Consider the following 13,226-nt stretch of genomic DNA (forward strand, 5'->3'; position numbering starts at 1 on the left):
ATCGTCGCGCCGTGGACCGAAGGAACGGGTGAATACGCAACACGCATACGCGAATGCACAGAGGGAAGCACGATGGGAAATCGGGAAGACATCCAGGCGCTCGGCAAAAGGATCGGGCAATCGATCATCGGTCAGGAAGCCATGATCGAGCGTCTGCTGCTCGGCCTGCTCGCAAATGGCCACCTTCTCGTCGAGGGTCTGCCCGGGCTTGCCAAGACCAGGGCGATCAAGAGCCTGGCCAAGAACCTCGAAGCGAGCCTGTCGCGCATCCAGTTCACCCCCGACCTGCTGCCCTCCGACATCACGGGCTCCGAAGTCTATTTCAGCGAGGGCGGCAAGGGCGAGTTCAAGTTCCAGCAGGGGCCGGTCTTCGCCAATCTGATCCTCGCCGACGAGATCAACCGCGCGCCGGCAAAGGTTCAGTCGGCATTGCTCGAGGCGATGGAAGAACGGCAGGTCACGGTCGGCGGGCAAAGCCATCCGCTGCCGCCGCTCTTCCTTGTCATGGCAACGCAGAACCCCATCGAGCAGGAGGGTACCTATCCCCTGCCGGAGGCTCAGCTCGACAGGTTCCTGATGCATGTCCGCGTCGACTACCCGGATGCGAATTCGGAAATCGCGATTATGGAGCTCGTCCGTTCCGAGGAAAAGGCGCCGCACGCCAGGAGCGCCGAGGCGCAGAGGCTCGCCGCGGACGTCGTGCTCGCCGCGCGCAGCGAAATAACCGAGGTCGCCGTCTCCAAAGCGGTCGAGGACTATATCGTCGCGCTCGTCATAGCGACGCGCTATCCTGACAGGATCGATCCGGAGCTCGCCAAATGGATTCAGGTCGGCGCCAGTCCGCGTGGCGTGATCGGGCTCGACAAGGTCTCGCGTGCACACGCCTGGTTGAAGGGTCGCGATTTCGTGACTCCGGACGACGTCCAGGCAATCGTGCACGACGTGTTCCGGCACCGGCTCGTGCTCTCCTATGAAGCCCATGCCGGCGGCATCACCGCGGACCAGGCCGTCGACCGGATCGTGGAGAAAGTGGCGACCGCCTGATTGGGAGGACTTGCGATGGCAATTTCTCTGCCCGCATTCGGAAGAACGAAGGAGATCGTACGCCGGGCCGCAGGCGATACCGACGGCGCCTACGTTTCCGTCGACAATCTCGTCGCGCTGGAATCGATCGCCTCCGACCTGACGTTCCTGCGCAAGGCCCCCGTTCGCCGCTTCCTCGCCGGACGCCATGAATCGCGCATGCGCGGTCGTGGCCTAAGCTTCGAGGAGCTTCGGACCTACATGCCGGGAGACGACGTCCGTACGATAGACTGGCGCGTCACCGCCCGCACCGGGCAGCCATTCGTGCGCGTCTACAACGAAGAGAAGGACCGCCCCGCCCTCATCATCGTCGACCAGCGCACCAACATGTTCTTCGGGAGCCGCCGGTCGATGAAATCGGTAGCGGCTGCCGAGGTCGCGGCGCTATGCGCCTGGCGCGTGATAGCGCTCGGCGACCGCGTCGGCGGCGTGGTCTTCAACGACACGAAACAGGAGGCCGTCCGGCCGCACCGGAGCCGCGCAGCGGTGATCCGCTTCGCCGAAGCGATTTCGGTCCAGAACAACGCGCTGAGCGCAAGCTCCGATGTCGAGAGGTCGCCCGGTCAGCTGAATGCGGTCCTCGCCAAGGTCGCGGCCTTGGCCCGGCACGACCATCTGATCATCGTCGTCAGCGATTTCGACGGGCACGGGCCGGCGACACGCGACCTTCTCTTGCGGATGTCGGTCGCAAACGACGTCATCGCCATACTCGTCTACGATCCGTTCCTCCTCGACCTGCCCCGGCAGGGCGAGATGGTCATCAGCGGTGGCGCGCTCCAGGCCGAGCTGCAGTTCGGCCGCAGCAATGTTCGCGACGCGGTAGACAGCTTCGCCCGTAACAGGGGCCGCGAACTGCTTTCGTGGCAGGAGGAAATGGGGCTGCCCATGCTGCCCGTTTCCGCGGCCGAGGAAGTGGCACCGCAGTTGCGCACGCTTCTCGGTCAGCTCGCCTGGCGGCAAAGGAGACGATAGATGGATCCGACCCCCGCGCCCGACCCTATGCTCACCGCCACCTTGAGACAGATGGCCGACATCGCCTTGCCGCCGCCCGTGTCGATGATGCCGGCCACATGGGGCTGGGCGGTTCTCTTCGCGGCCGCCGTGCTCGTCCTCGGCGGTTTCCTCTGGCGCTGGCTCCGCCAGCGTGCGCGCAACCGTTACCGGCGCGAGGCGCTTGCAGAACTCTCGAGACTGGAAAAAGCCATCGACCAGCCGGCCGGGCGCAGACACGCCCTGCAGAGCCTGCCGGCGCTTCTCAAGCGCACGGCGCTCGCGGCCTGGCAGAGGGAAACGGTCGCCTCCCTCAGCGGAAAAGCATGGTCCGACTTCCTCCAGGCACATGCCGGCACGGCGAGGATCGACTCCGAAACCTATCGCTTCTTTGCCGAGGGCGAATACCGCCCGGCGGCGCTCGCCTCCACGGATGAGGCCAGGGCGCGCCAGAGGCTCGCGGCGGCACGCCAATGGATCGAGGCTCACGATGTACGTTCTTGACCATCCCTGGCTGCTCATGCTTCTGCCCGTGCCCTTTCTCGTCTGGTGGCTGCTGCCGCCATACCGGGAGCAAACGCCGGCCGTGCGCATCCCGTTTTTCGAGGACATCACCAAGGCAGCAGGCATCGGCCCGACGGAAGGCTCGGTGGTGCCGCGCGCCGACCTGCTTCAGAAAATCATCGCGCCGATCTGCTGGCTCCTGGTTCTGACGGCGCTCGCCCGCCCGCAATTCGTCGAGCCGCCGATCGAGAAGACCGAGCCCCAGCGCGACCTCATGCTCGCCCTCGACCTTTCACAATCGATGGACACCCGCGACTTCAGCGATCCGCAGGGCAAACTCGAGGCAAGGGTCGCCGCGGTGAAGACGGTGGTTGCGGAGTTTGTCGACCGTCGTCCGCATGATCGCCTGGGCCTGATCGCCTTCGGCGACGCTCCCTACCCGCTCGTTCCCTTTACCATGGACCATGCTACCGTCCGAACCATGCTGACCGGTGCCTTGCCCGGCATGGCCGGCCCCCGCACCGCGCTGGGCGATGCGATCGGACTTTCGATCAAGCTGTTCCAGGAGAGCCAGGCGCCCGACAAGGTGCTCCTCGTTCTGACCGACGGCAACGACACCGCAAGCAAGATGCCGCCCGACAAGGCAGCCGAGATCGCGAGCCAGAACCACATCCGGATCCACACCATCGGCATCGGCGATCCCAATGCCGAAGGGGAGGAGAAGCTCGACACGGCAGCTCTGCAGAAGGTCGCCTCGGCGACCGGGGGCCGCTATTTCTTCGGCCAGGACCAGCAAGCGCTTGCCGATATCTACGCGCTGCTCGACAGCATCACGCCGGCGAACCAGAAGACGCTGAGCTGGCGGCCGCGCATCGAGCTGTTCCACTATCCGCTCGGTGCCGCCGTGCTCCTCGTGCTCGGCTATCACTGTCTGATGTGGCTGCTGTCGATCCGTGCCGCCCACCGGCGCGAAAGCGAGGCAGACGCATGATCGCCGATTTCCACTTCCTTCGCCCCTGGTGGCTGCTTGCCGTTCTGGCGGCGGGACTGCTCGTGTGGCTCATGCGGCGGCAATCGGATATGCGCTCCCGCTGGAAGCACCTGATCGCTCCTAATCTGCTCGATCACCTCCTGATCGACCGCAGCCGGTCGCGCGGCTTTCGGCCCGCCTATCTGGTGGCCGGTGTGATTGCCCTCTCCGCCCTCGCCGCGGCCGGCCCGACATGGGAACGGGAGCGTCCGCCCTTCGTCGAAGACACGGCGCCGCTGGCGATCGCGGTCGACCTCGGTCAGACGATGAACGCGACCGACATCTCGCCGACGCGGCTCGAGCGTGCCAAGCTCAAGGTGCGCGATATCATGGCAAGACGGAAAGGCGCCCGCACGGCATTGTTCGCCTATGCCGGCTCGGCCCACATGGTGCTGCCACTGACCGAGGATGCGTCTCTCGTGGCCACTTATCTCGCAGCCCTGTCGCCCGCGCTCATGCCCGTCGAAGGCAAGGATACCGCCAAGGCGCTCGAAGCCACCGAGGGGGCCCTTGCAGACGAGGAGGCACCGGGCACGATCCTGTTCCTGACGGACGGGGTCGAGCGGGGTGCGTTCGCCGCTTTCTCGCAATACGAGGGCCGCAATGACCTGATGGTGCTGGGCATCGGCACCGAGGAAGGCGGCCCGGTGAAGATCGGGAGCGGGGCGTATCTGACCGACGGCACCGGCGCTCGCGTTCAGGCGCGGCTCGACGTGGACGCTCTCAAAGAACTCCAGTCCTCCTCCCCTGCGCAGGTGGCGACGGTCACTCTCGACGACGGCGACGTCGACTGGATCGTCCGGCGTATACAGACGTCCTTCGCACAACGAACGGAGCAGGGTCTTACCCGGTGGCGCGACATGGGCTGGTACCTGACCATCGCAGTCGCGATCCTCGTCGCGTTCACCTTCCGGCGGGGCCAAAACGTCCGTTGGCTCGGGGCGGTCGCGCTGTTCCTCACTTTCGCCATGCCCGGCCGGGCAGACGCGGCGGATTTCATGGATATCTGGCTGACGCCCGACCAGCAAGGGCAGCGGGCCTTCTCTCGCGGCGACTATGCTGCCGCGTCAGAACACTTCACCGACCCGCAATGGCGCGGCGCTTCGCTCTACCGAGCCGGCCGCTATCAGGACGCGATCGACGCTTTCGCTCAGTCGACCGAACCGGAAAGCTATTTCAATCAGGGCAATGCCCTGATGCATTTGGACAAGCCGGACGAAGCAATCGCGGCATACCGGCAAGCGCTCAAGCAGCGCGACGGCTGGACCGAGGCGAAGACCAATCTGGCACTGGCGGAACGGCGCAAGAAGGAGAAGGACAAGCAGGAAGAGGAAAGGCAGCAGGAGGCCGCCGGGCTGGACCCGGACGAGGTCCAGTTCGACGACAAGGCCAAGCATGGCAAGGAGGGCCAGGTCCAGGCGGGCGCGCAGACGGCCGAGATGTGGATGCGCAACATCCAGGTTTCGCCGGCCGCCCTTCTGGCACGCAAGTTCGCGATCGAGGCATCGGAAGGGGACCGGCAATGACGACCCCCGCGTTTCGTCCGTACCGGCTGCTTGCAGCCCTGTTCTGTTGGCTCGCCGCTGCGGGCCCGGCATTTTCCGCCGATCCGTTCGCCCGGGCAGCGCTGCAGTCCACGGGAACCCTCTATGTCGGTCAGCAAATCCTCGTAGACGTGGACGTGCTTGTTCCGAACTACTTCCTGCAACCGCCGCAGTTCCCCGCGATCGACCTGCCGGGCGCCATCGTGACGCTTGACGACGGACGGGCGCTCAACCTCAACGAAACGATCGACGGAACCTCCTATTCCGGCATCAGGCGCACCTATATGATCACCCCCCAGTCGGCGGGCGAATTCACCTTGCCCCCTGCCGTAATCACTTTCGGCTACGCGGCCGTGCCCCCCCAGGCCGCCCGGGGCCAGGTCACGGTTCCGCCGCTGCGCTTCACGATCGAGGCCGCACCGGGGAGCGCAGGCGAAAGCCCCGGCGTCGTTGCCGCAAAGGTCGGTATCAGCCAGGAGCTGGACCAGGAACCGGCAGCTCTTAAGGCGGGGGACACACTGGTCCGGACGGTCAGCGTCCGCGCCGAGGGCCTTCGCGCCATGATGATCCCGGAACCGGAATTTTCCGCGCCTCGAGGCGTGCGCCTCTATCGCCAGGATCCTGTGCTCTCTGAAGAGACGGACCGCAACGGCCAGGCGGTTGCCGGCCTGCGCAAGGACGTTGCCAGCTACCTCTTCCAGGATCCCGGCACCTATATCCTGCCTGCGGTGACCCTGAGCTGGTTCGACCCGGCCTCGGGGACGACACAGTCGGCAACGGCGCCCGCCGTCCGCGTGACCGTTGCGGCCGCGACCACCCGTTCCCCGGCCATTGCGCCTCCGGCGCACGAGCCGCAACCCCCTCCCTTCGACTGGCTGCATCCGGCTGTGACCGGCGGCGGCGTATTGATCAGTGCACTCGTGCTCTGGGCGGCCGCCAACCGATTGACCAGGCTGCAGGCACGGTGGGAAGAGCGCCGCTCGAAAGAGCGGCAGTCGGAGCCGGCGTTCTTCCGGCACGTGGAGCAGGCGTGCAGGAACGGTCCGGACGAGGCGATCGCACGCGCGCTCGACGCGTGGTCGCGCAAGGCAGGAGTGATGCCGCTCGAATCCTGGCTTGGCCGTTTTGCCGACGCCGGGACGCAACGGATTTACCAGATCAGGCAGCGTGCGCTTTACGGCCCTGAGGAGGCATCTTCCCGGTCGGACGCGTTCCTTCCCGGGCTGAAAAGAGCACGTCAGCTTTGGTTGAGGCAGGGCGCGAAAGCGCCCGGCCGACGCGAACCCGCCCTGCTGCCTCTCAACCCCACCATGCGGTGACTTGAAGAATTCGAGGCCCCTTGCAGTCGATGTTAGTAACGGTTTCCGTCCCGCGAAGCACTGAAGCGCTCTGATCAGAACGTCCGTCTCCGATCAGGTATGCTACTGTAGGCAAACGGGGATTCGGGGAGATCCTGTCCTCGTCCCGCTCTTGCGCGCAAAATCAGGGGAGGTGGCGTTTGGTGCAGCGTTACAAGTTGAATTTGCCGGTATTCATCGGGTCGGTGGCCGTCATCGCCCTGTTCGTCGGAATAGGTGTGATCGCACCGAAAAGAGCCGAATCGATTTTCAGCGGAATGCAGTCTGCCATCCTCTCCAGCTTCGGCTGGCTCTACCTGCTCGCAGTCGCCATCTTTTTGTTTTCGATGATCTTTCTGGCATTCAGCCGCTACGGCGAGCTGAAGCTCGGACCGGACGATTCCGAACCCGAATTCAAGTACCTGTCCTGGATTGCGATGCTGTTTGCCGCCGGCATGGGCATCGGCCTCATGTATTTCGCCGTCGGCGAGCCGATGACGCATTTTGCCTCGCCGCCGGAAGCCGAACCCCTGACCATCGCCGCTCAGCGCGAGGCAATGAGCGTGACTTTCTTTCATTGGGGGGTGCACGCCTGGGCGATATACTCGGTCGTCGGGCTGTCGCTCGCCTATTTCGGCTACCGATACAATTTGCCGCTGACCGTCCGGTCCGGCCTCTATCCACTCCTCAAGGAAGGCATTCACGGGCCGATCGGACATGCCGTGGATATTTTCGCGATCTGCGGGACAATGTTCGGGCTCGCGACCTCGCTCGGATTCGGCGTCCTTCAGATAAACTCCGGCCTGCACTATCTGCTGGGCGTTCCCCAGTCGATTTACGTCCAGCTCCTGCTGGTTACCGTGGTCACGGCAATCGCTACCGTCTCAGTCGTCACCGGCGTCGAAAAGGGTGTGCGTATTCTCAGCGAAACCAATCTGCTCTTCGCGGTAATGCTGATGCTTTTCGTGCTCGTCGTCGGACCGACGAGCACTCTGATGCGAGACTTCGTCCAGAATATCGGCCTTTATCTCGATGGCCTCGTTCTGCGAACCTTCAACATCTATGCCTATGAGCCGCGCCCGTGGATCGACAGCTGGACCTTGTTCTATTGGGCATGGTGGATTTCCTGGTCGCCCTTCGTCGGCATGTTCATCGCACGCATCTCCCGCGGACGCACCGTAAGAGAATTCGTCACCGCCGTCCTCTTCGTGCCCGCCATGTTCACATTCCTCTGGATGACCGTTTTCGGAAATACGGCGATCTACGTGGATACGACCATCGCCAACGGCGAACTGGCGCGTGACGTGAAGGCGGACCTGTCTGTCGCCCTTTTCCAGTTCTTCGAGTATCTGCCTTGGTCGGCAGTGACCTCGACGCTCGCGGTTCTGCTCGTCAGCATTTTCTTCGTGACCTCCAGCGACTCGGGCTCGCTGGTGATCGACACGATCGCGTCGGGCGGAGAAACGGCGACACCGGCTCTTCAGCGGGTTTTCTGGTGTTCGCTCAGCGGCATCGTAGCGGCCGTTCTGCTCTCCACCGGCGGACTGACGGCACTCCAATCGGCCACGATCTCCACGGCGCTTCCGTTCAGCCTCGTGATGCTCATTCTCGTGTGGTCGCTGTTCGTGGGCATGCGGGCGGATCTCGCGCGCAAACACTCGCCCGGCTCGGTCGGTCCGCGGGCCTATCCTGCCTCCGGCGTGCCCTGGCAGCGGCGCCTGGCGATGACCCTGAGCACGCCGGACAAGCCGGCCGTGGAGACATTCATGCAAGTCTCCGTTCTTCCGGCGCTGGACGCGGTGGCCAAGGAACTGACGCGCCGGTCCCGGCCGGCTTCCGTCGCCAGAGATGACGAAACGGGAACGCTGACGCTCACGGTTCCTGCCGAAGGCCACCGCGACTTCGTCTATGGCGTGCAGATGTCGGAACACAAGCTTCCCGCCTTCACCGCGTATGAGGCGACCATGGCTGATGTCCGCTATGAGGCGCGCACCTTCTTTTCGGACGGCAGTCGCGGCTATGACATCATGGGCATGGCGCACAGCCAGGTCATCAACGATGTCCTGTTTCAGTTTGAGCGCTACACAGGCTTCGTGCGGTCTCCGGAGGCTTCGCTGCTGGCGACCTCGCCCGAGCAGCAATGAGCATTTTCCGGATTGCGCAAAAAGGGAAGGCGGGAGGAACCTCCCGCCTTCCCAGGGACCGCACCTGGCTGGGACATGCGATCCCTACTGCATGTTTCCTTTAATCGTAATCGATTGAAAGGCGAGAACATGCAGCAGATCAAAGTGCTACAGCGACTTTTGCGCGTCGGATAGGACGCGCGGCGCTGTGGAGCGCCGTGCGCCCGAATGGACGCAAAGGGCGCTCCAACGCTTCTGCGAGGGCTGCGCCTGTCCGAGCGCCGCCCTTCGGCCGGTCCTCATCACCGTGGCGCCAGGCTCTCCAGCTCGCCAAGCCGCTTCAGCGCTGCCTGCTGTTTCAGCCAGGTGTAGCTGATGCCGCTGGCGTTCAGCGTGCTGCCCGCCTGATAGGGATACTGGTCGAAGTCCTCGAAGAACTCCTTGATCTTGCCCTGGATCGGGACAAGGAGCCACATGTTCCGAGCGATGAAGTCCATGGCCCCTCCCCCTTCTTTCGTACCCCGCTCATAGGGATCCATTCTCAGGTTTGCGATATTGGCCCAACTCGGCGTCTCGCGGGTTGCGGTAGCGATGTTGCCTTCACTGTTGACTGCAAAGCTAAGCTTCCAGTCGTTCCACCGGATCGCATTCAGGTTTCCGCCCTGATCGAAATAGTAGACCGCTTCGCGAGGCGGCGTCGTTGCCTCACCGTTCAGGAGAGCCGTCAGGTCATAGCCGTCGAGATGGACCTTGAAGTTCTTGTCGCCGGACTGGAAGCCCGTCTTCATCTGCTCTTTGATGTCGGGGATGCCCGCGGCGGTCGCGAAGGTCGGCAGCCAGTCCATAAGCGTCACGGGATCGTTGATCTGGGTCCCCGGCTTCACGACCCCCGGCCAGCGCACCATCATGGGAATGCGGAAGCCGCCTTCCCAGGTCGTGCCCTTTTCGCCGTGGAACATCGTCATGGCGCCGTCCGGCCACAGGGCGAGCTCAGCACCATTGTCGGTGGTGTAGAGCACGATCGTGTTTTCGGTGATGCCGAGATCGTCGAGCTGCTGCAGCAGCTGACCGACATGGCCGTCATGCTCCACCATGCCGTCCGCATGGATGCCCTTGCCCGTCTTGCCCATGGACTCCGGCTTCAGATGGGTGAAGACGTGCATGCGCGTCGAGTTGAACCAGCAGAAGAACGGCTTGTCGGCCTTGGCCTGGCGATCGATGAAGTCCTTCGCGGCAGCAAGGAACTCTTCGTCGACGGTCTCCATGCGCTTGGTGTTGAGCGCGCCGGTATCCTCGATCTTACCATCCGCGCTGGACTTGATGACGCCGCGCGGCCCGAAGCTCTTCCGGAATTCGGGGTCCTTCGGATAGAAGTAGCCTTCCGGTTCCTCTTCGGCATTCAGGTGGTAGAGGTTGCCGAAGAACTCGTCGAAACCGTGGTTTGTCGGCAGGTGCTCGTCCCTGTCGCCCAGGTGGTTCTTGCCGAACTGGCCGGTTGCGTATCCCTTGGACTTCAAGACGTCGGCAATCGTCGGCATCCAGTCCTGAATGCCGTGGGGGTCGCCGGGCATGCCGATCGTCAGCAGTCCCGTGCGAAACGGCTCCTGTCCGAGGATGAAGGATGCCCGCCCTGCGGTGCAGCTCTGCTGACCGTAGGCGTCGGTAAAGATGGCACCTTCCGACGCGATGCGGTCGATGTTCGGGGTGCGATACCCCATCAGGCCCATGGTATAGGCGCTGATCTGCGGGATGCCGATATCGTCGCCGAAGATGACGAGAATGTTCGGCGGTTTGCCGTTGCTTGCCGCCGGTTGCTCCTGAGCCTTTGCGCTACCAACGGCTACCGCCCCGTTTGCTGCAGCCGCAGCAGCAAGGATCGTGCCGCCCAGCAGGAGGCTCCGACGATCTATAGAGATGGAAGCCTGGGCATTTTCACGCTTTTCAGCATCTGGAAGGCTCATGCTTTACTCCTTGATTAAGCTGGTGCGTCCGGAGACATGCGGCTTCTGCCGCGTTGGAGCTTTCCAGATTATCGGCCGAAGCGGCCGGCGAGAGAAGTTGGACCAAGGGGCAACACGCGCTCCGCTGCCCGCCCATTCTGACTCTGCGCGGCATGCTGAGCTGAGAGAACTCTGCCGCTTAGAGTCGGTCAGCCTTAAGCTGAATCGGATCGGGATTCCCTTTTTGCTGTTATTGTGATTATGGGATGGCCCGCCCCTCTCTGGAGCGCGATCCGTTAGGATTGCTCTGTTTGGAACGAGAGAGGAACGGACCGATGTCGATATTTGTGCTCGGAATTGATCTTGGCAAGAACGTCTGCAGCCTCGTCGGGCTCGACGCGACCGGCGCCGTGGTTCTGCGCCGTCGCCTTCGGCGTGATGGTGTTGCGGACTTCGTCGGCAAGATGGAGCCCTGCATTGTGGCGATGGAAGCCTGCTGCGGTGCACATCACCTTGGGCGGGTACTTGGTGCCAGGGGTCACACGATCCGGCTGATGGCGCCGGAATATGTGCGGCCCTATGTAAAGGCGAACAAGAACGACGACCACGATGCCGAGGCGATCGCGGAAGCCGCAACGCGGCCGACGATGCGGTTTGTGCCGGTGAAGAGCGAGGCGCAATCGGACATCCAGGCGCTGCATCGGGCGCGCTCGCGCCTGGTGGCGGAGCGCACGGCGCTGATCAACCACCTACGCGCATTGTTGCTGGAGCGCGGCATCGTCGTTGCCCAGGGCCGGCGCAAGCTGGAAGATGTGCTTGGGCTTTTCGCCGATGAGGACGATTCCCGGCTGTCGTCGCGCATGCGGCTGCTGGTCGAGGACCTGCGCGCCGAGTGGCGCAGCCTTGATGAACGGATTGCCGCCTTCGATGCTGAGTTCGTGCGGATGGCGCGTGACGACGAAGCGGCCCGTCGCCTTTCGACGATCCCCGGTATCGGGGTCATCAATGCCACCGCACTTGTTGCCGCGGTCGGCGACGCGGCAAGCTTCGGGCGCGGTCGTGATCTTGCCGCCTGGCTCGGCCTCACACCCCGGCAGGCGACCACTGGAGGCAAGCCCCGGCTGCTCGGCATATCCAAGCGCGGCAACCGCTACCTGCGAGCAAACCTGATCCATGGTGCTCGCGCAGTCCTGCCGCGCATCATGGCTCAGGATACGCCGCTGGGCCGATGGGCCCGTGGTCTGCTGGAACGGGCGCACAAGAACATCGTCGTCGTCGCGCTGGCGGCCAAACTCGCACGTATCGTCTGGGCGATGCTGCGCAAGGAGCGTAGCTTCGATCCGGCGATCGCTGCGGCGTAGAAATAGGAGATCATCGGATGCTGATCTGATGGTCGCGATAATCTGCGGGTGGTGAGAAGAAGATGGCCTGACAGTCGAACGGTAGCCTGGAAACCTGAACCATTGAACGGCCGATCGAGGCCGGTGTGATTATGAGGACCAGGCTGCGCGGATCTCCATCTTGGCCGGGACAAGATCCCGAGACCGGATACGTTGACGCAGACTGAACAGAGCTACTTTCAAAAACCCTTGCGGATGGGGCGGGCCATACGTTCAAGATCATTGCTGGTGAGGAGGCCAGCAATGATGGCGCGACCTCTTTCTCTTGATTTACGCCAGCGCGTCGCCGACGCATTGGCCGGAGGCATGACGGTGCGGACGGCCGCCTTGCGCTTTGGAATATCAGCGGCGACGGCGGTGCGGATCGGCCAGCTCGACCGGTCCGGCCGCGGTTTGGCGCCGGCGAAGATGGGTGGCCATGTCAAACCCATGCTACGGGGCGCGGCGGCCGATGAGGTTCACCGCCGGCTGGCGGCCAAGCCCGATTGGACGGTGCGGGCGCTTGCCGCCGATCTGAAGGCGGCCGGGATCGATGTCTCCCATGACACCGTTTGGCGTTTCCTGCGCCGCGAAGGCAAGACATTTAAAAAAAACGCTGATCGCCAGCGAGCAGGACAGGCCGAAGGTGGCGCGCTTGCGAAGCCGCTGGAAGACCCATCAACATCGACTTGATCCGCGCCGCCTGGTGTTCGTCGACGAAACCTGGGTCAAAACCAACATGACGCGCACCCGCGGCTGGTGCCAGCGCGGCCAGCCGCTGTTCGCCAGAATACCGCATGGCCATTGGAAGACGCTGACCTTCCTCGCCGGGCTGCGCCACGACCGCATCGTCGCGCCCTTCGTGCTCGATGGTCCGATCAACGGCATTGCCTTCACCGCCTGGGTCGAGCAATGCTTGGCACCAACCCTCAATCCCGGCGATATCGTCATCCTCGACAATCTCGGCAGCCACAAGGGCAAGCCGGCGCGCAACGCCATCCGCGATACCGGCGCCCATCTGTTCTTTCTGCCGCCTTACAGCCCCGATCTCAATCCGATCGAGATGATGTTCGCCAAACTCAAGACCCTGCTGCGCAAATCCGACGAGCGCAGCGTCGACGCCACATGGAGGCGCGTCGGCGAACTCCTCAAAGCGTTCAGCCCGCACGAATGCGCCGCCTACCTCAGGCATGCAGGATACGTTTCAACATAAACCTGACAGACTCTAGGGGACACGGCGCTGTACGCGCTCCGTGGCAAGCATAGAGCGCGTACAAAGGCATTATGGCGCTATGG

10 protein-coding genes are annotated in these 13,226 nt (G+C 63.6%); 9 read left to right on the forward strand and 1 reads right to left on the reverse strand.

Annotated elements, in window-relative coordinates; all coding sequences use genetic code 11:
• Window positions 1–72: 72 nt before the first annotated feature.
• The 7 genes from SINAR_RS0104675 (at window position 73) to SINAR_RS0104705 (ending at window position 8,632) form a co-directional block, all read left to right on the forward strand.
• Window positions 73–1,044 carry an AAA family ATPase gene (locus SINAR_RS0104675; RefSeq protein ID WP_027997986.1) on the forward strand — a complete coding sequence of 324 codons (972 nt, stop codon included), beginning with the start codon at window positions 73–75 and terminating at the stop codon, window positions 1,042–1,044.
• Window positions 1,045–1,059: 15 nt separating this feature from the next.
• Entirely contained in the window at window positions 1,060–2,055 is a 996-nt protein-coding gene (locus SINAR_RS0104680) for a DUF58 domain-containing protein (RefSeq protein ID WP_027997987.1), read from the forward strand.
• Complete coding sequence (locus SINAR_RS0104685) at window positions 2,056–2,577, forward strand: DUF4381 domain-containing protein (RefSeq protein ID WP_027997988.1); 522 nt, start codon at window positions 2,056–2,058, stop codon at window positions 2,575–2,577.
• The gene (locus tag SINAR_RS0104690) at window positions 2,564–3,568 is read left to right on the forward strand and encodes a vWA domain-containing protein (RefSeq protein WP_027997989.1); all 1,005 of its coding nucleotides are present in this window, start codon (window positions 2,564–2,566) and stop codon (window positions 3,566–3,568) included. The genes SINAR_RS0104685 and SINAR_RS0104690 overlap by 14 nt, the downstream gene beginning before the upstream one ends.
• The gene (locus SINAR_RS0104695) at window positions 3,565–5,133 is read left to right on the forward strand and encodes a VWA domain-containing protein (RefSeq protein ID WP_027997990.1); all 1,569 of its coding nucleotides are present in this window, start codon (window positions 3,565–3,567) and stop codon (window positions 5,131–5,133) included. The genes SINAR_RS0104690 and SINAR_RS0104695 overlap by 4 nt, the downstream gene beginning before the upstream one ends.
• Window positions 5,130–6,470 (forward strand): BatD family protein, encoded by a 1,341-nt coding sequence (locus tag SINAR_RS0104700; RefSeq protein WP_027997991.1) that lies wholly within the window; start codon window positions 5,130–5,132, stop codon window positions 6,468–6,470. Before SINAR_RS0104695 ends, SINAR_RS0104700 begins: the two co-directional genes overlap by 4 nt.
• Before the next feature lie 182 nt (window positions 6,471–6,652).
• Entirely contained in the window at window positions 6,653–8,632 is a 1,980-nt protein-coding gene (locus tag SINAR_RS0104705; RefSeq protein ID WP_027997992.1) for a BCCT family transporter, read from the forward strand.
• 281 nt (window positions 8,633–8,913) lie between these two features.
• Here the strand turns inward: SINAR_RS0104705 and SINAR_RS0104710 are convergent, their stop codons facing one another.
• On the reverse strand, window positions 8,914–10,572 hold the full coding sequence (locus tag SINAR_RS0104710) for an arylsulfatase (RefSeq protein ID WP_027997993.1): 1,659 nt from the start codon (window positions 10,570–10,572) through the stop codon (window positions 8,914–8,916).
• A 314-nt stretch (window positions 10,573–10,886) separates the two neighbouring features.
• On the opposite strand from SINAR_RS0104710, the gene SINAR_RS0104720 reads away from it, so the two are divergent.
• Together SINAR_RS0104720 and SINAR_RS1000000135040 are read left to right on the forward strand one after the other, a co-directional pair.
• Window positions 10,887–11,912, forward strand: coding sequence for an IS110 family RNA-guided transposase (locus SINAR_RS0104720; protein ID WP_027997995.1), 1,026 nt, complete (start codon window positions 10,887–10,889; stop codon window positions 11,910–11,912).
• 285 nt (window positions 11,913–12,197) lie between these two features.
• Window positions 12,198–13,143 (forward strand): IS630 family transposase gene (locus SINAR_RS1000000135040; RefSeq protein ID WP_234710575.1). Its coding sequence is split into 2 segments (ribosomal slippage): window positions 12,198–12,536 and window positions 12,538–13,143, totalling 945 coding nucleotides; the frame shifts between segments, so codons are not numbered across the junction.
• Window positions 13,144–13,226 lie beyond the last annotated feature (83 nt).

The sequence above is a fragment of the Sinorhizobium arboris LMG 14919 genome (genome assembly GCF_000427465.1).
In the GTDB taxonomy this organism is placed as follows: Bacteria; Pseudomonadota; Alphaproteobacteria; order Rhizobiales; family Rhizobiaceae; genus Sinorhizobium; species Sinorhizobium arboris.

What these genes read in the sequence shown, in the direction of transcription:
- SINAR_RS0104695 (WP_027997990.1), top strand. Translation starts at nt 3,565, where the DNA reads ATGATCGCCGATTTCCACTTCCTTCGCCCCTGGTGGCTGCTTGCCGTT.
- SINAR_RS0104675 (WP_027997986.1), top strand. Translation starts at nt 73, where the DNA reads ATGGGAAATCGGGAAGACATCCAGGCGCTCGGCAAAAGGATCGGGCAA.
- SINAR_RS0104720 (WP_027997995.1), top strand. Translation starts at nt 10,887, where the DNA reads ATGTCGATATTTGTGCTCGGAATTGATCTTGGCAAGAACGTCTGCAGC.
- SINAR_RS0104710 (WP_027997993.1), bottom strand. Translation starts at nt 10,572, where the DNA reads ATGAGCCTTCCAGATGCTGAAAAGCGTGAAAATGCCCAGGCTTCCATC.
- SINAR_RS0104690 (WP_027997989.1), top strand. Translation starts at nt 2,564, where the DNA reads ATGTACGTTCTTGACCATCCCTGGCTGCTCATGCTTCTGCCCGTGCCC.
- SINAR_RS0104685 (WP_027997988.1), top strand. Translation starts at nt 2,056, where the DNA reads ATGGATCCGACCCCCGCGCCCGACCCTATGCTCACCGCCACCTTGAGA.
- SINAR_RS0104680 (WP_027997987.1), top strand. Translation starts at nt 1,060, where the DNA reads ATGGCAATTTCTCTGCCCGCATTCGGAAGAACGAAGGAGATCGTACGC.
- SINAR_RS0104700 (WP_027997991.1), top strand. Translation starts at nt 5,130, where the DNA reads ATGACGACCCCCGCGTTTCGTCCGTACCGGCTGCTTGCAGCCCTGTTC.